The sequence below is a fragment of the Reyranella sp. genome (assembly GCF_965279625.1).
In the GTDB taxonomy this organism is placed as follows: Bacteria; Pseudomonadota; Alphaproteobacteria; order Reyranellales; family Reyranellaceae; genus Reyranella.
The window spans coordinates 906,283-928,403 of the sequence record NZ_OZ257251.1; the positions used below are offsets into that span (position 1 = coordinate 906,283).

Genomic DNA, 22,121 nt, shown 5'->3' on the forward strand with positions numbered 1-22,121 from the left:
CGCGCCTTCTTTCGCGCGGAAGCATTATTCCATGACCCTGAGCCTGGTCCTGCAGGCCCTGTTCGCGGGCGTGACGAACGGTATCGTCTACGCGCTCGTCGGCATGGGCCTCTCTGCCATCTTCAAGGGCAGCCGCGTCATCAATGCCATGCAGGGCGAATTCGCCGTGATCGGTGCCATGACGACCGTGCTGCTGCTGACCAAGACGGGTTGGCCCTATGCCGCCGCCATCGCCGGCGGCGCGGTTGCCGGCGCCCTGGTCGGCGCCTTCATCGAGGTCGCGTTCGTGCGCTACATGGCCAAGAAGAATGCGAGCGAGGACAGCTTCCTGCTGCTGACCATCGGCCTCGCTCTCACCCTGTCGGCCAGCGTGCTGTTCTTCATCGGCCGCGACGGCCACCTGCTGCCGCCGCTCGGCGGCGAGGGCGTGCTGATCATCCTCGACGCCGTCATCCAGTTCCACGCGCTGTGGCTGATCGCCATCGGCATCGGCGCCACCCTGGCGTTGCGCGCCTTCTACCACCGCACCACGATCGGCCTGTCGATGATGGCGGCCTCGATCGACGCCGACGGCGCGGCCACCACCGGCATCAACGTCGCGCGCATGCGAACCTTCACCTTCGTGCTGGGCGGCCTGCTGGGCGCCCTCGGCGGCATCCTGGTAACGCCGCTGATCGGCGTCGACTACCAGCTCGGCCTCAATCTCACCCTCAAGGGCTTCGCCGCCGCCGTGCTGGGCGGGCTCACCAATCCGCTGGGCGCCGCCGTGGGCGGCCTCACGCTGGGTCTGGTCGAGTCGCTGGCCATCATCGGCATCTCGTCGAGCTACAAGGACGTCGTCGCCTTCTCCGTGCTCATCATCATCATGATCCTGATGCCGCAGGGCATCCTCGGCCGCGCCGGCCGGCGGGGAGGCTGAGCCCATGGCCCCGCGCACCCTCCTCTGGCTGGCCGTCGGCCTCGTGGTCTGGGCCGTGCTGCCCTTCGTCGTGCCGCGCTACATGGCCGACCTGCTGGTGTTCACCGGCATCTATACGGTGGCCGGCCTCGGCATCGGCCTGCTGCTCGGCCATTGCGGCATCGTCAACCTGGCGCAGGCGACCTTCTACGGGCTCGGCGCCTATGCCAGCGCCTACTGCACGGTCATGATGGGCCTGCCCAGCGTCGTCGGCTTCCTCGCCGGCGCCGCCATCAGCATGGCTCTGGCCTATGTCATCGGCCGCCCGATCCTGCGCCTCACCGGCTACTTCCTCGCGCTGGGCACGCTGGCCCTTAGCGCCATCGCCAGCGCGCTGTTCTTCGAATGGGACTGGCTGACCGGCGGGACCCTGGGCATCGGCGGCATCCCCAAGCTCGACCTGTTCGGCTTCCTGCTCGACCGGCCCTCGCGCTACTACTTCTTCGTCTGGATCGTGGCCTTCGCCTGCATGGCGGTGGCGCGCAACCTGGTCGACAGCCGCACCGGCCTGATGCTGCGGGCGATGCGCGATTCCAGCACCGCGGCAGCCGCCCTCTCGATCGATCTCCAGGCGCTGCGCACCAAGGTGTTCGTCGTCTGCGCCCTGTTCGGCAGCCTGGCCGGCAGCCTCTTTGCCCACCACGCCTCGTTCGTCAGCACGCAGAGCTTCACCGTCGACCGTTCGATCAGCTTCCTGCTGATCCCGGTGATCGGCGGCGCGACCTCGATCCCCGGCATCGTCGTCGGCGCACTGTTCGTCACCTTCCTGCCCGAACTGCTGAGCAAGCTGGGCGACATCCACCAGATCCTGTTCGGCCTGGCGCTGGTCGCCGTCGTCGTCCTCATGCCCGAGGGGCTGGTCGGCGCCTTCGCGAAGCTGCGGACCCGGCTCGCCCGCAAGGGAAGCAACAATGGCTGAGCCCCTCCTCGCCCTCAATGAGGTCGGCCATTCGTTCGGCGGCCTCTCCGTGCTGCGTTCCGTCACCTTCGACGTGCCCGGAGGCGGCATCATCGGCCTGATCGGACCGAACGGCTCGGGTAAGACGACGCTGTTCAACATCGTGACCGGCTACATCCGCCCGCTGTCCGGCACCGTCACCTATCGTGGCGCCGTGCTGGGGCGCGACACGATCCAGCAGCGCGGGCTCACCGGGCTCGTCCGCACCTTCCAGACGCCGCAGGTCTTCGAGCAGATGACCGTGCTGGAGAACGTCATGGTCGGCTGCACCAAGCTGACGCGCACCACCATGCTGCAGGACCTGCTGCGCACCCCGGCCGCGCGCGGCCAGATGCGCGAGATCCGCGAGCGCGCCGAGGCGGCCTGCGAGCGCTTCCAGCTGACGGCTTTGCGCGACCTGCCGGCCGCCAGCCTGACCGCGGGCCAGCGGCGCATCCTCGAGATCGCCCGCGCCGTGGCCGGCGAGCCGCGCCTGCTGCTGCTCGACGAGCCCTCCTCGGGCCTCAACGTCCAGGAGATCGACGATCTGCGCGACTGGATCGTTCGGCTGAACCAGGAAGGCATCACCATCCTGCTGGTGTCGCACGACATGGGCCTGATGACCGTCGCCCGCACCGTGCACACGCTCTATTTCGGCGAGATCATCGCCAGCGGCGACATGGCCGCCATCCAGCGCGACCCGCGGGTCCGCGAAGTCTATCTCGGGGTCTGAGCCGTGCTGGAAGTGACCTCCGTCTCCGCCGGCTACGGCGCCCTCACCGTCCTGCGCGACGTCTCGCTCACGGTCGGCGACGGCGAGGCCGTGGCCCTGGTCGGCGCCAACGGCGCGGGCAAGACCACCCTCGTCCGCACCGTCTGCGGCCTGTTGCGCGCCCGTGGCGGCCGCATCGTCAAGAACGGCACCGACATCACCGCGACGCCCGCACATGACCTCGCCAAACATGGGCTGGCCGTGGTGCTGGAGAACCGCCGCCTGTTCGGCGAACTGTCGGTGCGCGAGAACCTGATCCTGGCCGAGACGGTCGGCCGCAAGGTGCGCGGCGCCGACCTGCGCTTCTCCTGGGACGAGGTGACGGACCTGTTCCCCGTCGTGAAGGAACGCATGGCCTCGCCCGTCGAGCTGTTGAGCGGTGGCCAGCAGCAGATGGTGGCGATCGCCCGCGCGCTGCTGCTGCAGCCCGACCTGCTGATCATGGACGAGCCCTCGACAGGCCTCGCGCCCAAGGTCGTGAAGGACATCCTGCTGGTCATCAAGGCGCTGCGTGAGCGCGGCATGGGCCTGCTGTTGATCGAACAGAATGTCGGCATCGCCTCGGAGATCACCGACCGCGCCTATGTCATGTCGGTCGGCAGCATCGTCCACGAGATCGGTCCCGGCGAATGGCAGTCCTTCCTCACCGACGAGCGGCTGGTGAAGGCCTATCTCGGCTGACGCGGCCGCCGCTACCTCCGGCGGATCGCCGGGTTGAGCGGCACGGCGCCGCCCGCGACGCCGCCGGCATCGTAGGCATCGGGTGAGATGAAGCGCCCCGGTCCGGCCTCGACGGTGCGCAGTTTCAGACCGAGCTTTGCCAGTTCGCTCTCGACCACCGCGGCCTTCAGCACGACCAGCCCGCGGCCGCTGCTCTGGATCACCCTGTCACGCTCCGCCTTCATCGCCACCAGCCGGTCGGCGATGGAGGCGCACATGCCCAGGGTGAAGGACGCGTTCGCGAGATGCCGCTCCTGGTGGCGGAAGCGCTTGTAGTCCGCCGAGACCTTGTAACGGCCGAGCTCGGCCCGGACCGCGCCATCGATCAACTCGGTCAGGTAGTGCGCCACCTCGACATCGGCGGGCAGGCCGAAGAAGACGTAGCGCGCCTCGCCGGACGCGTTCTTCTCGCGCCAGACGCGGCAATCGCAGAAGGCGGCGATGGCGCCGATGCATTCGTCGATCGGGATGCGCTTCTTCAGATGGGTCTCGTAGACCCGCTCCTCGCACTGCGTCTCGCGGATCTCGACGTCGCTCAGCGAGAGCTCGTAGCGGTCGAGCAGCTCGGCCACCTTGGCCGCCGCCGCCAGCGCCTCGCCCTCGGTGCAGCCATTGTCGATCGTCTTGGCGCGCAACGCCTGGATGCGGCCCCGGAGCTTGTCGAAAGCCGAAGCGTCCACCGTCGTCACGGCCGCACGACCGGTGGCGAGGGCGGCGTCGAGCGCTTGCTGCGGAATTGCCGGTACAGGGCGAAGGCAACCCCGATCGCCAGGCCCGGCAGCGCCGAGAAGAGGCCGATCGACGCCGCCCCCATTTCACATCCGCCCGAATCCCCGGGCGTCCCACAGCGCGGATCGAACAGATGCGCGAGGGTCAGGACCGTGATCGCCACCACGATCGGCGTCACGACCAGACCGAGCAGGCCGAACCCCAGAATCCGTCCGATGAGTCCGGGCATCAGCCGGCCACCCGCCGCGCGGCTGCCTCGAAGCGCTGGCGGCGCATCTCGACCCTCGGATCGTCCATGTCGGGGGCCGTCGGCTCGGGCACCCAGCCGTCGCGGCCGGGCACGTAGGCGCGATTGGTCTGCAGCGGGTTGCGGTTGACCAGGGGCCGCGCATGCATCGGATGACGCAGGCTGCGAACCTCGTGCTCGATCTCGAACAGCGCCCTGCCGGTGACCGGATCGGCGATGTGCTGGAAGCGGTACTGGTGCTGGTTGCTCTCCTCGGTCAGCAGGCCGCGTTTCACCAGCCCGCAATAGGGGCCGGAGAAATTGGCGACATAGACCTGGATGTGATGCCCGTCATAGGCCTCGGGCGCGGCATCGCTCTCGCGGAAGATCAGCTCCTGCCCGATGCCGACCGAGACGTGCGCGGCCAATCCGGCACCCGCCTTCTCCACGCGCGCGCCCGTCGAGAAGACCTCGCGGTAGAAGCCGGCGATTCCCTCGGCCGCCCCGTGCGGCACGTCGAACTCGACATAGGCCATCCCAAGCGCCATGCCGTCGAAGCGCGACGACGGATCGTGACAGACGATGCGGTTGCCCCAGGGACAGGTCGTCTCGACATGGTCCTCGTGCTCGACGAAGGCGAACCGCGTGTCGCCCAGCAGGCCCTTCACCCGGCCGAGCCGCTGCAGCAGCGATTCGCGGTCGGGGATCACGAGACCGATCCGTCCGCGCAGGCGTTGCGCCCGGGCCATCGTCGGCAGGTGGAACTGACTGCGCCCGACATTGACCCACATATTGTCGATGCTGGTCATCATGTAGGGATCGCGCGTCAGGCCGAGGCCGCTCATGTAGAAGACGGTGGCCAATCCCTGGTCGGCAATCCCGAGATTGACGTGCTCCAGCGCCACGACGTTGCCCACGTCCTCGGCGCTGCGGTCGTACTGTTTCACACCCGGCTCGTTCATGGCCTGCCCTCCTGGACCTGTCGCAGTATAGAGACCGCAGGGCAGGCCTGACAGGCGCCGACCCGGCTCATTCAGTCCTCGGCAGTCTTTCAGGAGTGCTCTTCGCCGGTGCGCTCAAACGGAAAGTGATCGCGGATGTGCCGGTTGAAGAACTCGCCCTTGGAGAAGGCCGCCTTCATCGCGTCGTAGGTTTCCTGCGGCACGCCCTGGTAGGTGTAGCGGCGGCGCGACTGGAAAACGACGTCGAGCTCCCGCCGCCGCCGGTCGTAGTGGTAGGAGCGGATGACAGTCGAGGGCATGATCGGATAACGCCCGGCACCATCATCGGATGCGGCAAAGGAGGGAGCCATGAGTTTAGAGTCCGAGGGAAGCCGGCCGAGCATCTCGCCGACGGGTCCCCTGCGTCCCGCCTTTCCCGTCTGGGGCCTGTTCGGTCGGGGGCTGCTGTACGTCGTCGGCCAGGTGCTGGTCGTCCCGGCGCCGTGGACCGCCACGGGCTTATACCGGTTCCTGTGCGAACATGTATCTCTCCCCGACGGGAGACGCCTTCGCTTCGCGGGCCAGCCGGGCGACATCTGGTACATCCTGATCGGGCTTGCCGCGCTGGGATGGCTGCACAATGTCCAGCATGCCGGCGTGAGCGGCGCTGTGACATTGGCGACCATCCTGCTCACCGTCCCGGTCGTGCGCTGGTTCTGCGCCAGCGTGCGCACCGAGGACGGCCGGCTCAGCATCTCCTTCAACGGCGAGGCGCTGGCCTGGCTCGGCTGGCACATCCTGCTCATCGTCTCCCTCCTCACCATCATCGGCTGGGCCTGGGTCCTCAAGGCCATGATGCAGTGGATCTGCCGCAACATCAGCGGCACCGCGGGCTTCACCTTCACCGCGACGGGGCCGGCGATCCTCGGTCACGCGCTGCTGCTGATCCTGATGTGTGTGTTCATCCTCCCGATCCCGTGGGCGATGCGATGGTACGCCGACTGGTTTGCCCGCCAGTTCTCCGTGGTCGCGCCTAGCGCGGCTGGCTGACCCGGCGCCACAGGCCGAACAGGCCCACGCCGAAGGCGAGCGTTGCGCCGATGAGGAAGCCGGTGGCGTAGCCTCCGGTCAGCGACAGGGCCGCGCTGAACAGCAGCGGCAGGACCAGCGCGCCGGCATCGCCGAACGCCAGCACGGCGCCCGTGGTCGCGCCGATCCGGCCGACCGGCGACAGACGCGCCACCTCGGCCAGCAACACGCCGTGCCAGCTAACGCCGGTGACGCTCAAGGCGGTGGCGATCAAGGCCGCCGCCCAGGTGGGCCAGTCGGGATCGATCGACGCCGTCAGCACGGCAGCACCTGCCATGCCGATGCCCAGGAAGGCGAGCAGCGTCGCGGGCGGCACGAACCGCGAGGCCAGCCAGCCCCAGCCGATGCGGGCCGGCACCGCCACGGCGATGGCGATGGCGAAGACCTGTCCCGCCCGCTCGAGGTCGTAACCCAGGCCGCGCACCAGATAGAGGACGAAGAAGCCGGTGAAGAGCGACTGCAGGCCGACGAAGCTGAACATCGCGACGCACAGGATGCGCAGCGCCGGGTCGCGCAGGACGCCGACGACGTTGGCCCGTATGTCGGCGGGCGAAAGCGGCTGGGCGGGATTGCGGTCGACGTCGAAGCCCGCGCGCAGCGGCTGCAGGGCCAGCACGATGAGCAACGAGATCAGCGCGATGACGAGCAGCGCCACCCGCCAGCCGGCTTCGACCACCAGCGCCGGCGCCACGACACCGGCCAGCATCAGCCCGACCGGCACGCCGCACTGCTTGATCGAGAAGACCAGCGGCGCCAGGTTCCGGGGCGCCAACCGCCCCAGCAGATGCGAACTCGAAGGCGTGGAGACCGCCTGCCCCAACCCGCCGATGAAGGCTCCCGCCGCGAAGAACGGCAGCCAGCCCAACGTCGTGACGGCGAGGCCGATGCCCAGGGCCGCCATGCCGACCTGCGTCATGCGCACCGCACCATAACGCAGGATGAAGCCGCCACAGCCCAGGGTCGTGAGGAAGGCCGCCACCGAGCCGATCGCCAGATAGACGCCGACCAGGGCCGCCTCGATGCCGAGATCGACCACGATGGCTGCCGCGATCAGCGGCACCGTCGACCGGCCCAGGGTGGCGAAGGTCTGCTGCACCGTCATTGCGCCGAGCGCGACGTAGAGAGGACTGGCGATGAGGCGGCTCCGGCGATGCTTCGATCGAGAGTGCCGCCCCGCCTTCAGAATGCAAACAGATTGTCGCGGAAATGCGCGTGCGCGTACGCTGTGCGAACCAGGCCGCGCCGCTGCAGCTCCGGCACCAGCCCGTCCGTAATCTCCGAGACGTAACGACGGCTGAGCGGGCCGCTGAACATGAAGCCGTCGCCGCCCACCTGCTCCATCGCCTCTTCCATCACGTCGGCGACGTGCCGGACCGTGCCGACCACCGGATGCTCGAAGCCGAAGCTGTAGTTGCTCGCCACCTCGCGCAGGGTGCGGCCCTGTGCGAGGAAGCGCTTCAAGGTGCCCTGCTGCCCGTTGGTCGTGAGCTCAGCCAGCGGTGCATCGAGATCGAAGGTCGAGAAGTCGATGTCGGTCAGGCTGCCCATCATCGCGAGCGTCACTTCGGGCGCGGCCTCGCGCTGGGCCTGCCGGCGTCGCACGCGCTCCTGCGCCTCCTCGTCGGTCTCGCCCAGGGTCGGGGCAACAACGAACAGCACCTTGCAGCTGTCGGGATCTCGGCCCAGTGCCACGAGACGCTGTCGCATGTCGTCGCGCACCGAGCGCCGCGATCACGATATCCATGTGCCGGGCAGCGAAGGCCTTGCCCTGCGGCGAGCCGCCGGCCTGAACCAGCACCGGCCGGCCCTGCGGCGGCTGCGCCGTGTTGAGCGGCCCGCGCGAGGAGAAGAACCGTCCTTTGAAATCGATGGCATGCACCTTGGCGGGATCGACGAAGGTGCCGCTCTTCTCGTCCATCACGACGGCGTCGTCGTCCCACGACGACCAGAGCTTCGTCGCCAGCTCGACGAACTCGTCGGCCATTTCGTAGCGCAGGTCGTGTTCGAGATGCGCGTCCAGGCCGAAATTCTGCGCCGCGCGCTCGGCGGTCGAGGTCACGAAGTTGCAGCCGACCCGGCCCTTGGACATCAGGTCGAGCGTCGCGATCAGGCGCGCCAGGAGGAACGGCGGATAGAAGCTGGTCGAAATCGTCGGCACGATGCCGAGATGCGTCGTCGCCTGCGCGATCAGCGGGACCAGCGGCAGCGGATCGTTCTTCGGCGCCCGCAGGGCCCGCCTGAGATAGAAATCCATCGAGCCGCCGTAGTTGTCCGGGACGAAGACCGAGTCCTCGAGCAGCAGGCAGTCGAAACAGGCGCGCTCCAGCGCCTTGGCCAGTTCAATATGCAGATCGGGCTGCGCCCAGTCGCGCGCGTCGACGCCCGACCAGGGCTGGTTCCAGCCGTGCACGCCGAAACTGTTGCCGAGAAACCAACCGAGATGGAACCGCGACGCCGCCAAGAATTTCCTCCGCCTTCTATCCCGGCGGAGATGCAATCGACGGACCAGCTAGGTTCGACGCAGTGAGATAGAACTGGAGCGCGCAACTCCAGTTGCGCTCGAGCTTCCTCGACCTGGCAAGATTATGAGCGCCACTGGAGTGGCGCGCTCCGATGAAGCCTCAGACCTTGACCGTCATGTCGACGGTGCGCGCCTTGTGAGCGTAGAGGTCGATCTTGGACCACATGCGGGCGAGAGCCACGTCATCGGCTTCCTTCTCCGTCGCGTAGGGCCCGTGCCAGGCAATCGTCTCCGGCACCGGCTTGTTCCAGTTGGCGCGGCGGTCCTCGATCTCATACTCGGCTTCGAACACGAACCACATACCCGGCATACTCGGCTCCTGCTCTTTACGCGGCTTCCTTGTCCGTGCCCTCGCCCACACGGGCGGCGAGCGAGGCGGCCATGAACTCGTCGAGATCGCCGTCGAGCACCTTCTGCGGGTCCGACCGCTCCACGTTGGTGCGCAGGTCCTTCACCATCTGGTAGGGCTGCAGCACGTAGGAGCGGATCTGGTGACCCCAGCCGATGTCGGTCTTGCTGGCTTCGGCTTCCAGCCGCTCGGCCTCGCGCTTCTGCAGCTCGACCTCATAGAGGCGCGCCTTCAGCATCTGGATCGCCTTGGCGCGATTCTGGTGCTGCGACCGTTCCTGCTGCACGGCCACGGCGATGCCGGTCGGCAGATGGGTGATGCGCACCGCCGAGTCGGTCTTGTTGACGTGCTGGCCGCCCGCGCCCGAGGCGCGATAGGTGTCGACCCTCAGGTCCTTGTCGACCAGCTCGATCTCGATATTGTCGTCGACCTCGGGATAGACCCAGACCGAGGCGAACGAGGTCTGGCGCCGCGCATTGCCGTCGAACGGCGAGATGCGTACCAGCCGGTGCACGCCGCTCTCGGTCTTCAGCCAGCCATAGGCGTTGGGACCCTCGACCTTGTAGGCGCACGATTTGATGCCGGCCTCTTCGCCCGCGCTCTCCTCGAGCCAGCTCACCTTGTAGCCGCGGCGCTCGGCCCAGCGCGTGTACATGCGGGCCAGCATCTCGGCCCAGTCCTGCGCCTCGGTGCCGCCGGCACCCGCATTGATCTCGATATAGGCGTTGTTGGCATCGGCCTCGCCGGAGAGAAGCGTCTCGAGACGCGCCGCCTTGGCTTCACCCGTGGCCTCGCGCAACGCCTTCTCGCACTCGGCAATGGTGGCCTCGTCCTTCTCGGCCTCGGCCATCTCGATCAGACCGACATTGTCGTCGACGGCCGCGCGCAGGCGCTTGATCGCACCGATTGCTGCTTCGAGCTTGGTGCGCTCGCGCATCACCTTCTCGGCTTCCTTCGGATCGTTCCACAGCGCCGGATCCTCGGCGCGCGCGTTCAACTCATCGAGACGTACGACCGCACGGTCGTAGTCAAAGACGCCTCCTGAGGAGTTCGAGCGACTCCTCGATCTCGTTCACCATCGCTTGGGCTTCGGCGCGCATTACGGATCCGTTTCGAACTGACTAATACGTCTCGCCGGTGCCCGAGAGACCCGGACGCCGGGGGCTGCCCGCCTGCTGCGGGCCCTGCGTGGGGTCTATAGCGGAATAAGGGGCCGATCCGTCAAGCGGTGTGACCATATAGCCTTCCGAACCCGGCTCGGTGCCCGGCTTGAAGACCTCGTCGATCGTCCCGCCCTCGTAGCTGAAGCGCACCATGCGCAGGCCCGGCGGCACGCGGAACGGCGTGGGCGGCTTGCCCTTGAAGATCTCCTTGGCGATCGCCTCGTAGATCGGCACGGCATTGCCGCCGCCGGTCTCCTGCGAGCCCAGCGTGCGCGGCTCGTCGAAGCCGATATAGACGCCGATGGTGATGTCCGGCGTCGAGCCCAGAAACCAGTTGTCGTGCGCGTCGTTCGTCGTACCGGTCTTGCCGGCGATCGGACGGCCGAGCGCGGCCAGACGACCGGCGGTGCCGCGGGTCGTCACGCCCTGCATCATGCTGACGACCTGATAGACCGACGCCGGATCGTGGAAGGGCTTGCGCGAATCGACCAGTTCCGGCGCTGCGGGCGTGTTTCTTCCCTCCGTCTCGCCGCACCCACGGCAGGTGCGAGGCTCGTGGCGATAGACCGTCTTGCCGTTGCGGTCCTGCACGCGATCGACCAGCGAAGGCGTGATCTCCAGCGCGCCGTTGGCCAGCATCGCGTAGGCCATGGTCATGCGGAGCAGCGTCGTTTCGCCGGCGCCCAGCGCCATCGGCAGGTAGGCGCCCATGTGATCGGTGACGCCGAACTCCTTGGCGACGTCGACCACGCGCTTCATGCCGACCTGCTGGGCCATGCGCACCGTCATCAGGTTGCGCGACAGTTCGAGACCGCGGCGAACGGTCGTCGGCCCCAGCATGTCGCCGCCATAGTTCTTCGGCGTCCACAGCGGCTGGCCGTAGCCCGGGTCGTAGACGAACGGGGCATCGAGCACGATCGAGGCCGGCGTGAAGCCCGCGTCCATCGCCGCGAGGTACACGAACGGCTTGAAGGCCGAACCCGGCTGGCGGGCAGCCTGGACAGCGCGATTGAACTGGCTGCGCCCGTAGGACCAGCCACCCGACAGGGCCAGCACGCGGCCGGCCTGGGTGTCCATCACGACGACACCGCCCTCGACGTTGGGCACCTGACGCAGCGCATAGGTCTTGGGCGGATAGGGCTTGGCACCGGCCCCTGCCGGCTTCTCCACCTTCTCGACGACGATAACGTCGCCCACGGAGACGACGTCGCGCGGGCCGCGCGGCGCGGCGCCCAGCGTCTGGCTCTGCAGGGTCGGCCGGGCCCAGGTCATCTCGGCGAACGGCACGGTGCCCTCGCCGCCGTCCGGAAGTCCGACGAGCTGGACCGACTGCGCGTCGACCTTGCTGACGATGGCGAGCTGCCAGGACGGCGGGCCGGCCAATGGCCGTCGCTGGACGATGCGACCGAACTCCTCTTCCCAGACGCTCATATCGGGGATCTTGGCGTAGGGTCCGCGCCAGCCGTGCCGGCGGTCATAGGCGATCAGCCCGTCGCGCAGCGCATTGTCGGCGGTCGCCTGGATGGCGGGATCGAGCGTCGTGCTGACGGTGAGGCCGCCCTCGTAGAGGCCCTTCTCGCCATAGGCTGCCATCAGGTTGCGGCGTACTTCCTCGGCGAAGAAGTCGGCCTGTGCGACCTCGGTCGTGCCGCGGCGGCGATATTGCAGCTTCTCGGCCCGGGCGGCCTGCGCCTCGGCAGCCGTGATGTAGCCGTCCTCGGCCATGCGGTGGAGGACATAGTCGCGGCGGGCGTAGGCTTCCTTCTCGTTGCGCACGATATTGTAGCGGTTCGGCGCCTTCGGAAGGGCCGCGAGATAGGCGATCTCCGACAGCGACAATTCGTCGAGCGACCGGTCGAAGTAATTGAGCGCAGCCTGGGCCACGCCGTAATTACCGGAGCCCAGATAGATCTCGTTCAGATAGAGCTCGAGGATGCGCTCCTTGGAGTAGGTCTCCTCGATGCGGAAAGCGAGGATGGCCTCCCGGATCTTGCGCGAGAGCGTCGCCTGGTTGGTGAGCAGGAAGTTCTTGGCGACCTGCTGCGTGAGACCCGAGGCGCCCTCCGGCCGTTTGCCGGGATTGGCGACATTGGCGACCATGGCGCGAACGACGCCGATGAAATCGATGCCGGGATGGGTGAAGAAGCGCTGGTCCTCGGCGGCGACAAAGGCTTCGAGCACGCGCTTGGGCATGGCCGCGACGGGCACGAAGATGCGCTTCTCGCGCGCATACTCGGCCAGGAGCTTGCCGTCAGCAGCATAAAGCCTGGTCAGGGTCGCCGGCTGGTAATCGGCGAGCTGCTTGTGGTCGGGCAGCCCATGGCTGAAATGCCAGAACAGGCCTGCGACGGTGCCGGTGCCGACGATGAGGGCGGCGGTGGCGAAAGCCAGACAGATCTTGATGAAGTTGAGCACGGTCACTTTCTACGCGGCGCCCAAAGGGCCTTCAATGTCGCAGAATGGCCAAGACTTATGCCTTTCTTGTGGCGCCAACCCCAAAATAGGCATCCACGGAGGCACGAAGCGCCCGCGCCAGCGCCATCTGATGCTGGCGCACGGTCAACAGTTTTTCGTCCTGCGAATTGGAGAGATATCCCAACTCGACCAGCGCCGCCGGAATGTCGGGCGACGTCAACACGGCAAAGCCGGCCTGCCTGTGCGTGCGCGGCAGCAGGCGCACGCCGTTGCGGGCGAAAGTGGCGACGACCGTGTCGGCCAGCCGCCGCGAATCGTTGACCGTCCCGCGCTGGCTCATGGCCACGAGGGTTTGCGCGACATTGTCCGGCTGGTCCGACAACCTCATGCCGGAAACCACGGCGCCGGCACGGTTCTCGCGGGCGGCCAATGCCGCCGCCTCGCGGTCGGTGGCCTCCTCCGAGAGCGTGTAGACCGAGGCGCCGCGTACATCGTGGTCGCTATGGGCATCGGCGTGGAGCGACAGGAACAGATCGGCCTTGGCTGCCTGGGCCCGCGCGACACGCTCGCGCAACGCCACATAGTTGTCGGTATTCCGCGAAAGCAGGACCCTATAGCGGTTACCGGCGAGCAGCTCGCGCTGCAGATCCCGCGCGATGGCGAGGACCACGCTCTTCTCCTGCGTGCCGCGACTGCCCAGGGCGCCAGGATCGCGGCCGCCATGCCCCGGATCGAGGAAAACCAGCTTCGGCTTGTCCATAGGAACAGGCGGCGTCGGCTTCCCGACCGACTTGGGACGCCTCTTCGAGGGAGCGGCCAGGGCGCCCCGCGAGCCCATTCCAAGCACGCTCACGCCGGCCAGAACGGCGAGCAGATGGCGACGACGGAAGTCGGACATGGCAAACGCCAATGAAGAAAGGGATGAAAATAATTCGAATATTGTTAAAGCAATACCAGAAGAGGCCACATAATATCAAATTGTTTCAATAACTTAAACGGACCAATTCAAGAGACACAATCTTTTGATTGTCGGCCCGTTTGCAACCCCGTATGTTGCGTTCGCGAGCAGTCGCCGTCGTTCGTAGCGCGCCTTAGGGTCGCGCTCCGACGGCAGTTTCCGAGCCAGGCTGGGCTCGCGCCCTTGCAAAGACAATGGGGGCGCGGCCGGTCTGCGGAGAGACTGTCAGGCAGGCGGTGGCTATCAGGAAACTCGAGGTTGGCAGGACCCTGTCGTGGTCCGGCGGCGCGAAGCTTCCCCGTCTTGGCCGGAGTTGGCCGTTCGACGGGTCGATGACGCGGCGCTCCCCTCGCACGACGGAGGCGGCATGGCCGCCGGTCGCTCGCACCGGTTGGGATCGGACGCCTCGGAGCGAGCCCATGGCAAGGCGTATGCTCATCGATGCAACTCACCCCGAAGAAACCCGGGTCGTTGTGGTCGATGGAACGAGACTTGAAGAATTCGACTTCGAAACCGCGAGCCGCAAGCCCCTCAAGGGCAACATCTACCTCGCGAAGGTCATTCGCATAGAGCCGTCGCTCCAGGCGGCCTTCGTCGAATATGGCGGCAACCGACACGGCTTTCTGGCCTTCTCGGAAATCCATCCCGACTACTACCAGATCCCCGTCGCCGACCGCGAACGGCTGATCGCCGAGCAGCATCGCCTGCACGACGAGGCAGAGGAAGACGAACCGCGCCGCAGCAACCGTATCGATCGCACCGACATCGAGGAAGCCCGCGCCGACGCCCTCGAGGCGGCGTCCGTCAGCGAGCAGCCGCTTGGCAGTGAAACGACGAGCGAGGCGCCGGAGAGCGAGCCCGCCGCCGAAGCCGCCTCCGCCCCCGAGACGGAAGCAGTCGCGGCTGAGGCACCGGCCCCCGAGGCAGCTCCGTCCGAAACCGCCGCGGCAGAGGAAGCACCGGTCCACGAGGCCGAGCCGCAGACCCAGACCGCGGAAATCCCCGTGGAGCGTCTCGACGGCCCGGTTCATGTCGATACCGCCGAAGCTCCGCCCCTGGAATCGGTGACCGAACTTGCGGCCGACGGCGAGACGGCCGCGGCCGCCGAAGGCGCCGAGCCGGCATCCGAGCTGCCGGCCGAGCAAAACGGCGAGGCCTCACCGTCCGAAGCGACCGACCCTGCTGAGGCGCCGCAGCCCGACACCACAGTCGAGACGCTGGGTGGCGACGAGGTGGTGGTCGAGGAGCGCGAGACGCGCGAGCGCCGCCGCCGCAACCCGATCCGCCAGTACAAGATCCAGGAAGTCATCAAGCGCCGGCAGATCCTGCTGGTGCAGGTCGTCAAGGAAGAGCGCGGCAACAAGGGCGCCGCCCTCACCACCTACCTGTCGCTGGCCGGCCGCTACTGCGTCCTGATGCCCAACGCCGGTCGTGGCGGCGGCATTTCGCGCAAGATCTCCAATCCGTCCGATCGCAAGCGGATGAAGGAGATCCTGAGCGACCTCGACGTGCCGCAGGGCATGGGCGTGATCCTGCGCACTGCGGGCCTCGAGCGCTCCAACATCGATATCAAGCGCGACTACGAATACCTCTCGCGCCTCTGGGATTCGATCCGCGAGATCACGATGCGCTCGACGGCGCCGGCGCTGATCTACGAGGAAGGCGATCTGATCAAGCGGTCGCTGCGCGACATTTACGACACCGACATCGCGCAGGTCCTCGTCGAGGGCGAGGCGGGCTTCCAGGGCGCCGCCGAGTTCATGCGCCAGCTCGTGCCGCATCAGGCCAACAAGGTCGAACTCTACCGGGAGCCGATCCCCCTCTTCCACCGCTACCAGGTGGAAGCCCAGTTCGACGCGATGCATTCGCCGACGGTCCAGCTTCGCTCCGGTGGCTACATCGTCATCAATCCGACCGAGGCGCTGGTCGCCATCGACGTCAACTCGGGCCGTTCGACCAAGGAACGGAACATCGAGGAGACGGCGCTTCGCACCAACCTCGAGGCGGCCGAGGAAATCGCCCGCCAGGTCCGCCTGCGCGATCTCGCCGGCCTGATCGTGATCGACTTCATCGACATGGAGGAGACGCGCCACCAGCGCCAGGTCGAGCACAAGGTGAAGGATTCGATGCGCTCCGATCGCGCACGCATCCAGATCGGACGCATCTCGGCGTTCGGCCTGCTCGAGATGTCGCGCCAGCGGCTGCGCCCCAGCCTGCTGGAGCACTCGACGGAGGTTTGCCCGCACTGCGCCGGCAGCGGCCGCATCCGCTCGCTCGAGTCCGCCGCGCTCCACGCGCTGCGCGCGATCGAGGAGGAAGGCGTGCGCCGCCGGTCCAGCGAGATCGCCGTCAGCGTGCCGCCCAACGTCGCGCTCTACCTGCTCAACCAGAAGCGCCATTCGCTGTCGGAGATCGAGCACCGTTACGGCTTCACGGTGATCATCGAGGCCGACGACGAGCTGCATGCCGCCGATTGCGAGATCGAGCGCGTGCGTTCGCGCCGCGACGATCATCGCAGCGCCGACCGGCCGGCCCCCGAACTGGCGCGCGCCACCTACGAGGAAGCGTCCGACGACGAGGCAACGGACCGCGAGGCCGATGTCGTCGAAGCGCGTGAAGGTGAAGAGCGCGGCGAACGCGAAGAAGAGCGGAGCGGTGGTGAGGATGGCGAAGGCCGGCCTCGCAGCCGCAGTCGCAGCCGGAGCCGCCGTCGTCGCCGTGGTGGTGGCAGCGGCACGGGCAGCAACGGGACGAGCAGCGGCGGCAATGAAGACGGCGAGAGCTCCTCTCTCCCGCTGGCTGCGGGCGAGGCCCGCGAGGGCGAGGAGGCGCGCGCTCACGAGCCACGCGACAACGGCGCCGACGACTATGACGCCGAGGACAATGCGCCCAACGGCGATGCCGATGGCGTACACACTGACGAGGGCAGCGCCGAGGGTGAGCGTCCCGACGGCGAGCGCAATGGCGATCAAGGCGCAAACGGCAGCCGCCGCCGCCGCGGCCGCCGTGGTGGCCGCCGCCGGCGCCGCGAGAACGGCGAAGGCGAGCCGATGCCGGGCGAAGGCCAGGAGGCCGGTAGCGATGCCGAGTCCCAGGATGAAGGACGTGCCGAGAACGGCCACGACATGGGCGAGACGACCGCCAGCCACGAGCCGGAACCCGCGCCGCTGGCGCCGATGGAAGGCATGCCGGTCGAGCACATGCCGGTGGAACGCGCGCCCTACGATCCCGGCCCACCGGTGAACGTGGAAGCGGCTCCGCCGCTTGCGCCGGAGCCCGAACCTGTGGTCGCCTCGGCGCCGCAGCCGATCGCCATCCCAGAACCGGAACCAGCTCCCGCGCCGGCTCCGCCGCCGGTCCCGGTGATCGACGCGCCGCCGGAGAAGCCCAAGCGCGGCTGGTGGCGCCGCTAGGAACGGCGCACACCATGCGTCGCCGCTCCCTGATCGCCGGCGCAGCAGCGCTCTCGCTCGGCGGCGCGGCGAAAGCAGACACGTTCCCGAACGGCCCGATTCGCATCCTCGTGCCGTTCGGACCGGGGTCGGCGACCGACCAGAGCGCGCGCAACATCGCCGAAGGCCTCAACAAGACCTTCGGCGTCCCGGCCGTCGTCGAGAACAAGCCCGGCGCCAACGGCGCGATCGCGGCCGAAGCCGCGGCCAAGGCCAAGCCGGATGGCCAGACGATCTTCGTCTGCTCCAACACGGCAGCGGCATCCAACGTCGCGCTGATGAAGTCCCTGCCCTACGATCCGCTGAAGGATTTCGACCCGGTCACGATCATCGGCCGCGCGCCGGTGTTCATGATCGTCAATCCCAAGGTCGAGGCGAACACGGCTGCCGAATTCGTGGCCCTGTGCAAGCGCCAGCCGGGCCGAATCAACTTCGGTTCGGGCAGCGCCTCGACCCGCATCTCGGGCGAGTTGCTCAAGGCCAAGGCGGGCATCGACATGCTCCACGTGCCCTACAAGAGCACCCCGGCGGCGCTGCAGGACACGATGGCCGGCCACGTCCAGATGTGCTTCGCCGACCCGGTGACCAGCCTGCCCCAGGTGAAGGCCGGCACCGTGCGCTGCCTCGGCGTCGGCAGCCGCGGCCGCTACAAGCTCACCCCCGACATCCCGACCCTGATCGAGCAGGGCATCCCCGACTTCGAGCTGATGACTTGGACGGGCATCCTCATGCCGCGCGGCGTGCCGCAGCCCGTGATGGCGAGGCTCCGCGAGACCATGCTCAAGTCCATCACCGATCCCGGCTATGTCGAGCGCCAGGCACAGGGCGGCTCCGAGATCGCGCCCTGCTCCCCCGACGAGATGCGCCGGATCATGGCCGCCGAGATCGAACTCTATCGCGAGATGATGAAGGTCGCCGGCATCGAGCCGGAGTGAGCTAGCGGGCGGCCCACCCCGGCTCGTTGCATTCACATTGGTGCAACGATTGGAGCGCCCACTCGTTGGAGTCCACGACGGCCCATCGCGCTCTTTCCCTTCGTTATATTTATTTATATATATCGAAGGTCACCCCCCGGCCTGGCGCCCTCCCAACTTCAATCCAAGGATCTGACCATGCAGCACGCGAAGCACTTCTATATCGACGGCAAATGGGTGGACCCGATCGTGCCCGCCCTGCTCGACGTCATCGATCCCTCGACCGAGGAGGCTTACGTTCAGATTTCGGTCGGCAGCGCCGCCGACGTCGATCGTGCCGTGGCCGCCGCCAAGGCCGCTTTCCCCGCTTTCTCCCGCACCAGCCGCAAGGAGCGGCTCGACCTGCTGCGCGCCATCCTGGCCGAATACAACAAGCGTCGGAACGACGTGGGCGACGCCATCTCGCGCGAGATGGGCGCGCCGCTCGAGTTCGCGCGCACCATCCAGGCCGGCCGTGGCACGGCGCATCTCGAGCGCATGATCTCGGTGCTCGAAACGTATCCTTTCGAGACGGTGGAAGGCACGACGCTGATCGCGCGCGAGCCGATCGGCGTCTGCGGCCTCATCACGCCGTGGAACTGGCCGACCAACCAGATCGCCTGCAAGGTCCTGCCGGCCTTGGCCGCCGGCTGCACCATGGTCCTGAAGCCGTCGGAAGAGGCGCCGATCGATGCCCTCATCTGGACCGAGATCATGCACGCCGCCGGCACACCGAAGGGCGTCTACAACCTGGTCCAGGGCTCCGGCTCTGTGGTCGGCGAGGCGATGTCGAGCCATCCCGACATCGACATGATGTCGTTCACCGGCTCGACCCGCGCCGGCATCCGCGTGGCCCAGGCCGCCGCCCTCACGGTCAAGCGCGTGGCGCAGGAACTCGGCGGCAAGTCGGCCAACATCCTGCTGCCCGACGTCGACTTCCAGATGGCCGTCACCAAGGGCATCAACAGCATGATGGTGAATTCGGGCCAGTCCTGCACGGCGCCCACTCGAATGTTCGTGCCGCAGGACCGTCATGACGAGGTGAAGCAGATCGCCAAGGCTGCGGCCGAGAAATTCGTGGTCGGCAACCCGCAGGATCCGGCCACCAGGCTCGGCCCCGTGGTCAATGAGTCCCAGTTCAACAAGATCCAGGGCCTGATCCAGAAGGGCATCGACGAGGGCGCGGAACTGGTGACCGGCGGCGTCGGCCGTCCGGAGAACCTGAACCGCGGCTTCTACGTGCGGCCGACCGTGTTCGCCGGCGTCACCAACGATATGACGATCGCGCGCGAGGAAATCTTCGGGCCGGTCATCTGCATCCTTCCCTACAAGGACGAGGAAGAGGTCATCCGTCTCGCCAACGACACGATCTACGGCCTCGCCGCCTACGTGCAGGGCAGCGATCTCGAGCACGCCCGCAAGGTCGCCGCGCAGATGCGCGCCGGCAACGTCCATGTGAACTATCCGATGGGCGACACTGCCGCCCCGTTCGGCGGCTACAAGCAGTCGGGCAACGGCCGCGAGTATGGCAAGTGGGGACTCGAGGAGTTCCTCGAGACCAAGGCGGTCATCGGCTACAAAGCGGCCTGACGCCTCATCGTCGAGCCAGCGCCGAGCGGTCGCAGCTCGGTTGCTGGCATTCGCGGCGGACCATCTGCATACTTCGGCGATGCAGCATTCCGAATCGTCACCTTCGCCCGTCGACATTGCCATCGTCGGGGGCGGTGCCAGCGGCGTGCTGCTCGCCGCGCAGCTCGTCCGCAAGTCCAACCTGCGCGTCGCACTGATCGAGCGCGACGCCCATCCGGGGTTAGGGGTCGCCTATTCGACGCACTGCCTCGGCCACCTGCTCAATGTCCGCGCCAGCGACATGACGGCCCTGGCCGACGAGCCCGACCACTTCGTGCAATGGCTGGCGCGCGACGGCCGCGGCTTCGGACCGACGGATTTCGTTCCCCGCGCCATCTACGGCCAGTACCTGCAGGACCTGCTGGCCGATACCGTCCGGCGTTCCGACGGCCGCCTCGAGATGATCGGGGGCGTCGTCGTCGGCATTCGCCACGAGAAGGACGGTGTCGAAGTCGATATCGAGGACCATGTCCCGCTCCGGGCTCGCAAGGCTGTCCTGGCGACCGGCCATCGCCCACCCTCGAAGGATTCCGGCGCCTATCGCGGAAATCCCTGGCGCGAGGACGCCATCGCCGGCCTCGTGCCCGATGCCTCGATCCTGCTGATCGGCACCAGCCTGACGATGATCGACGTGCTGATCTCGTTGCTGGAGCACGGCCACAAGGGCCCCATCGTCGCCCTGTCGCGGCGCGGGCTGGTGCCGCATCACCATCCGCCGGCGCCAATCCCCACGCCCGACGCCGACACGAGCGATCTCTTCACCGGCAGCCTGTCGCAACGCACCGCCCGGTTCCGCGCCAAGCTGCGGGCCGGCCTGGGCTGGCCAGGCCTCATGCAGCTCCTGCGGCCGCACAACAACGAACTCTGGCATGGACTCGACCTGGACCAGCGGCGCCGCTTCCTGCGCCACCTGCGCCCGTGGTGGGACATCCATCGCCATCGCGTCGCGCCGCACATCGGCGAACAGATCGATGCGGCCAGGGCACGCGGTCAGCTGTCGATCGTCTCGGGGCGGATCGAGATCGGCCGCACGACGGACGACGAGGTCGAAGTCACCATCATCCGTCGCGGATCGACCGAGCGGGACCAGCGCCGCTTCGACCGCGTCGTCGACTGCCGCGGCCCGCGCAACGAGGTCGACGTCCGCCTGCCCCTCCACGCGCAACTGGTGAAGGACGGGCTGCTGCGACCCGATCCCCTCAATCAGGGCCTCGATATCGCCGAGGACGAAGCGCTCCTGTCCAGGGAGGGAACTCCCTCGAAGCACCTCTTCGTCCTGGGTCCGCCGACGCGCGGCCGCTACACTGAAATCGTGGCGATTCCCGATATCCGGATCCAGGCGGCGGCCGTGGCCGACCAGCTCATCGCGCAGCTCCGCGAGCCGTCTGGTCTTGCCGTCAGTCCAGCCGCATAATTGCGGAATGGGACGCCGACCAGCCAAAGCCGCAGCCAAACCGGCCGACAAGACTTCCTTGCATCTCCGGATCGATTTCGGCGGTGAACGCTCGATCGGACCCGGAAAGGTCCGCCTGCTCGAACTGATCAACGAGACCGGATCGATTTCCGCCGCGGGTCGCGCGCTGGCCATGTCCTACCGCCAGGCCTGGCTGCTGGTCGACGAAATGAACCAGATGTTCCGTGAACCCGTGGTGACCGCCCAGACCGGCGGCGGCGGCGGCGGCGGCACGTCGGTGACGGAGACCGGCAACGACATCGTCCGCCTGTATCGCGAGATGGAGCGGCGGGCCTACGGCGCCTCCTCACCTGAAATCCGCTCGCTGGCCCGCCTGCTCACCCCGCCCGAGGCCAAGCTCCACTAGGCTTCCCGGCGACTTGCACCCGGCAGGCCGCTTGCGTCTTCGCGCGTTATATCTTAATGGATATAGCGTAATTCACGGCAGCGAGGGGTCGGCCATGGAGATCGTCGGCAAGGGCTTGACGGACTGTCAGGTGGACCCGACAGGCGTTTCGTTCCGTCTCGGTTTCGAAAGCGTCGACGGCCAGCCGGCCTCGGTGATCCTGCCGGTCGATTGCCTGCGCGCGCTCCTCATGACCCTGCCCCACGTGATCGAGAAGGCCCTGAAGGCACGCTACAAGGACGATACCTTGAAGGTCGTCTATCCGATGGGCGGCTTCTCGCTCGAGGCCGCCGCCGGCAGCGACAGCACCATCCTCACGATGACGACGCCCGACGGATTCAAGGTGTCTTTCGCCCTGACACCCGCGGATGCCGGCGGGCTGGCCACTTCGCTGGTCCGCAACGACGGGGCGCAGCCGCACGCCACTTTCAACTAGATGTCCTCAAGCCG

General features: G+C 67.5%; 22 protein-coding genes. 11 read left to right on the forward strand and 11 right to left on the reverse strand.

Going from position 1 to position 22,121, the window contains the following annotated elements:
• The first annotated feature begins 31 nt into the window (after nucleotides 1-31).
• From ACQY78_RS04345 to ACQY78_RS04360, 4 genes are read left to right on the forward strand one after another with little or no spacing between them, the layout of a single operon-like run.
• The gene (locus tag ACQY78_RS04345) at nucleotides 32-919 is read left to right on the forward strand and encodes a branched-chain amino acid ABC transporter permease (protein WP_298304755.1); all 888 of its coding nucleotides are present in this window, start codon (nucleotides 32-34) and stop codon (nucleotides 917-919) included.
• A gap of 4 nt (nucleotides 920-923) precedes the next feature.
• Nucleotides 924-1,877 carry a branched-chain amino acid ABC transporter permease gene (locus ACQY78_RS04350; protein WP_428683095.1) on the forward strand — a complete coding sequence of 318 codons (954 nt, stop codon included), beginning with the start codon at nucleotides 924-926 and terminating at the stop codon, nucleotides 1,875-1,877.
• Complete coding sequence (locus ACQY78_RS04355; RefSeq protein WP_428683097.1) at nucleotides 1,870-2,628, forward strand: ABC transporter ATP-binding protein; 759 nt, start codon at nucleotides 1,870-1,872, stop codon at nucleotides 2,626-2,628. Before ACQY78_RS04350 ends, ACQY78_RS04355 begins: the two co-directional genes overlap by 8 nt.
• 3 nt (nucleotides 2,629-2,631) lie before the next feature.
• On the forward strand, nucleotides 2,632-3,348 hold the full coding sequence (locus ACQY78_RS04360) for an ABC transporter ATP-binding protein (RefSeq protein WP_422013276.1): 717 nt from the start codon (nucleotides 2,632-2,634) through the stop codon (nucleotides 3,346-3,348).
• An 11-nt stretch (nucleotides 3,349-3,359) separates the two neighbouring features.
• On the opposite strand, the gene ACQY78_RS04365 is transcribed toward ACQY78_RS04360, so the two are convergent.
• The 4 genes from ACQY78_RS04365 to ACQY78_RS04380 all read right to left on the reverse strand — a co-directional run bounded on the left by ACQY78_RS04365 (nucleotide 3,360) and on the right by ACQY78_RS04380 (nucleotide 5,603).
• Nucleotides 3,360-4,076 carry a DUF7168 domain-containing protein gene (locus tag ACQY78_RS04365; protein WP_428683100.1) on the reverse strand — a complete coding sequence of 239 codons (717 nt, stop codon included), beginning with the start codon at nucleotides 4,074-4,076 and terminating at the stop codon, nucleotides 3,360-3,362.
• Nucleotides 4,073-4,345, reverse strand: a complete 273-nt coding sequence (locus ACQY78_RS04370; protein WP_428683102.1) for a hypothetical protein — start codon at nucleotides 4,343-4,345, stop codon at nucleotides 4,073-4,075. Before ACQY78_RS04370 ends, ACQY78_RS04365 begins: the two co-directional genes overlap by 4 nt.
• Nucleotides 4,345-5,304 (reverse strand): hypothetical protein, encoded by a 960-nt coding sequence (locus ACQY78_RS04375; protein ID WP_428683104.1) that lies wholly within the window; start codon nucleotides 5,302-5,304, stop codon nucleotides 4,345-4,347. Before ACQY78_RS04375 ends, ACQY78_RS04370 begins: the two co-directional genes overlap by 1 nt.
• Nucleotides 5,305-5,393: 89 nt before the next feature.
• Entirely contained in the window at nucleotides 5,394-5,603 is a 210-nt protein-coding gene (locus ACQY78_RS04380; protein ID WP_428683106.1) for a KTSC domain-containing protein, read from the reverse strand.
• A 49-nt stretch (nucleotides 5,604-5,652) separates the two neighbouring features.
• Here ACQY78_RS04380 and ACQY78_RS04385 point away from each other — a divergent pair, with 49 nt between their 5' ends.
• A complete protein-coding gene (locus ACQY78_RS04385; protein ID WP_428683108.1) occupies nucleotides 5,653-6,333 on the forward strand; it encodes a hypothetical protein in 681 nt (226 codons plus the stop codon).
• Here ACQY78_RS04385 and ACQY78_RS04390 read toward each other — a convergent pair.
• The 7 genes from ACQY78_RS04390 to ACQY78_RS04420 form a co-directional block, all read right to left on the reverse strand.
• The gene (locus ACQY78_RS04390) at nucleotides 6,317-7,474 is read right to left on the reverse strand and encodes an MFS transporter (protein WP_428683110.1); all 1,158 of its coding nucleotides are present in this window, start codon (nucleotides 7,472-7,474) and stop codon (nucleotides 6,317-6,319) included. The two genes, ACQY78_RS04385 and ACQY78_RS04390, sit on opposite strands and share 17 nt — an antisense overlap.
• 77 nt (nucleotides 7,475-7,551) lie before the next feature.
• Nucleotides 7,552-7,923 (reverse strand): hypothetical protein, encoded by a 372-nt coding sequence (locus tag ACQY78_RS04395; protein WP_428683112.1) that lies wholly within the window; start codon nucleotides 7,921-7,923, stop codon nucleotides 7,552-7,554.
• Entirely contained in the window at nucleotides 7,862-8,833 is a 972-nt protein-coding gene (locus tag ACQY78_RS04400) for an NtaA/DmoA family FMN-dependent monooxygenase (RefSeq protein WP_428683114.1), read from the reverse strand. The genes ACQY78_RS04395 and ACQY78_RS04400 overlap by 62 nt, the downstream gene beginning before the upstream one ends.
• Before the next feature lie 160 nt (nucleotides 8,834-8,993).
• Entirely contained in the window at nucleotides 8,994-9,203 is a 210-nt protein-coding gene (locus ACQY78_RS04405; protein WP_422036332.1) for a hypothetical protein, read from the reverse strand.
• Between the two features lie 16 nt (nucleotides 9,204-9,219).
• Nucleotides 9,220-10,342 (reverse strand): peptide chain release factor 2 gene (gene prfB, locus ACQY78_RS04410; protein ID WP_428683116.1). Its coding sequence is split into 2 segments (ribosomal slippage): nucleotides 9,220-10,272 and nucleotides 10,274-10,342, totalling 1,122 coding nucleotides; the frame shifts between segments, so codons are not numbered across the junction.
• A 21-nt stretch (nucleotides 10,343-10,363) separates the two neighbouring features.
• Nucleotides 10,364-12,820, reverse strand: a complete 2,457-nt coding sequence (locus ACQY78_RS04415) for a penicillin-binding protein 1A (RefSeq protein WP_428683118.1) — start codon at nucleotides 12,818-12,820, stop codon at nucleotides 10,364-10,366.
• 55 nt (nucleotides 12,821-12,875) lie between these two features.
• On the reverse strand, nucleotides 12,876-13,718 hold the full coding sequence (locus tag ACQY78_RS04420; RefSeq protein WP_428683120.1) for an N-acetylmuramoyl-L-alanine amidase family protein: 843 nt from the start codon (nucleotides 13,716-13,718) through the stop codon (nucleotides 12,876-12,878).
• Between the two features lie 479 nt (nucleotides 13,719-14,197).
• Here ACQY78_RS04420 and ACQY78_RS04425 point away from each other — a divergent pair, with 479 nt between their 5' ends.
• The 6 genes from ACQY78_RS04425 (at nucleotide 14,198) to ACQY78_RS04450 (ending at nucleotide 22,107) form a co-directional block, all read left to right on the forward strand.
• Nucleotides 14,198-17,191 carry an Rne/Rng family ribonuclease gene (locus ACQY78_RS04425; protein WP_428683122.1) on the forward strand — a complete coding sequence of 998 codons (2,994 nt, stop codon included), beginning with the start codon at nucleotides 14,198-14,200 and terminating at the stop codon, nucleotides 17,189-17,191.
• Between the two features lie 14 nt (nucleotides 17,192-17,205).
• Nucleotides 17,206-18,165 (forward strand): Bug family tripartite tricarboxylate transporter substrate binding protein, encoded by a 960-nt coding sequence (locus ACQY78_RS04430; RefSeq protein ID WP_428683124.1) that lies wholly within the window; start codon nucleotides 17,206-17,208, stop codon nucleotides 18,163-18,165.
• 177 nt (nucleotides 18,166-18,342) lie between these two features.
• Nucleotides 18,343-19,773 (forward strand): aldehyde dehydrogenase family protein, encoded by a 1,431-nt coding sequence (locus ACQY78_RS04435; protein WP_428683126.1) that lies wholly within the window; start codon nucleotides 18,343-18,345, stop codon nucleotides 19,771-19,773.
• A 79-nt stretch (nucleotides 19,774-19,852) separates the two neighbouring features.
• The gene (locus ACQY78_RS04440; protein ID WP_428683128.1) at nucleotides 19,853-21,226 is read left to right on the forward strand and encodes an FAD/NAD(P)-binding protein; all 1,374 of its coding nucleotides are present in this window, start codon (nucleotides 19,853-19,855) and stop codon (nucleotides 21,224-21,226) included.
• A 58-nt stretch (nucleotides 21,227-21,284) separates the two neighbouring features.
• Nucleotides 21,285-21,632 (forward strand): winged helix-turn-helix domain-containing protein, encoded by a 348-nt coding sequence (locus tag ACQY78_RS04445; protein WP_428683130.1) that lies wholly within the window; start codon nucleotides 21,285-21,287, stop codon nucleotides 21,630-21,632.
• Nucleotides 21,633-21,726: 94 nt separating this feature from the next.
• A complete protein-coding gene (locus tag ACQY78_RS04450) occupies nucleotides 21,727-22,107 on the forward strand; it encodes a hypothetical protein (protein WP_428683132.1) in 381 nt (126 codons plus the stop codon).
• Nucleotides 22,108-22,121 lie beyond the last annotated feature (14 nt).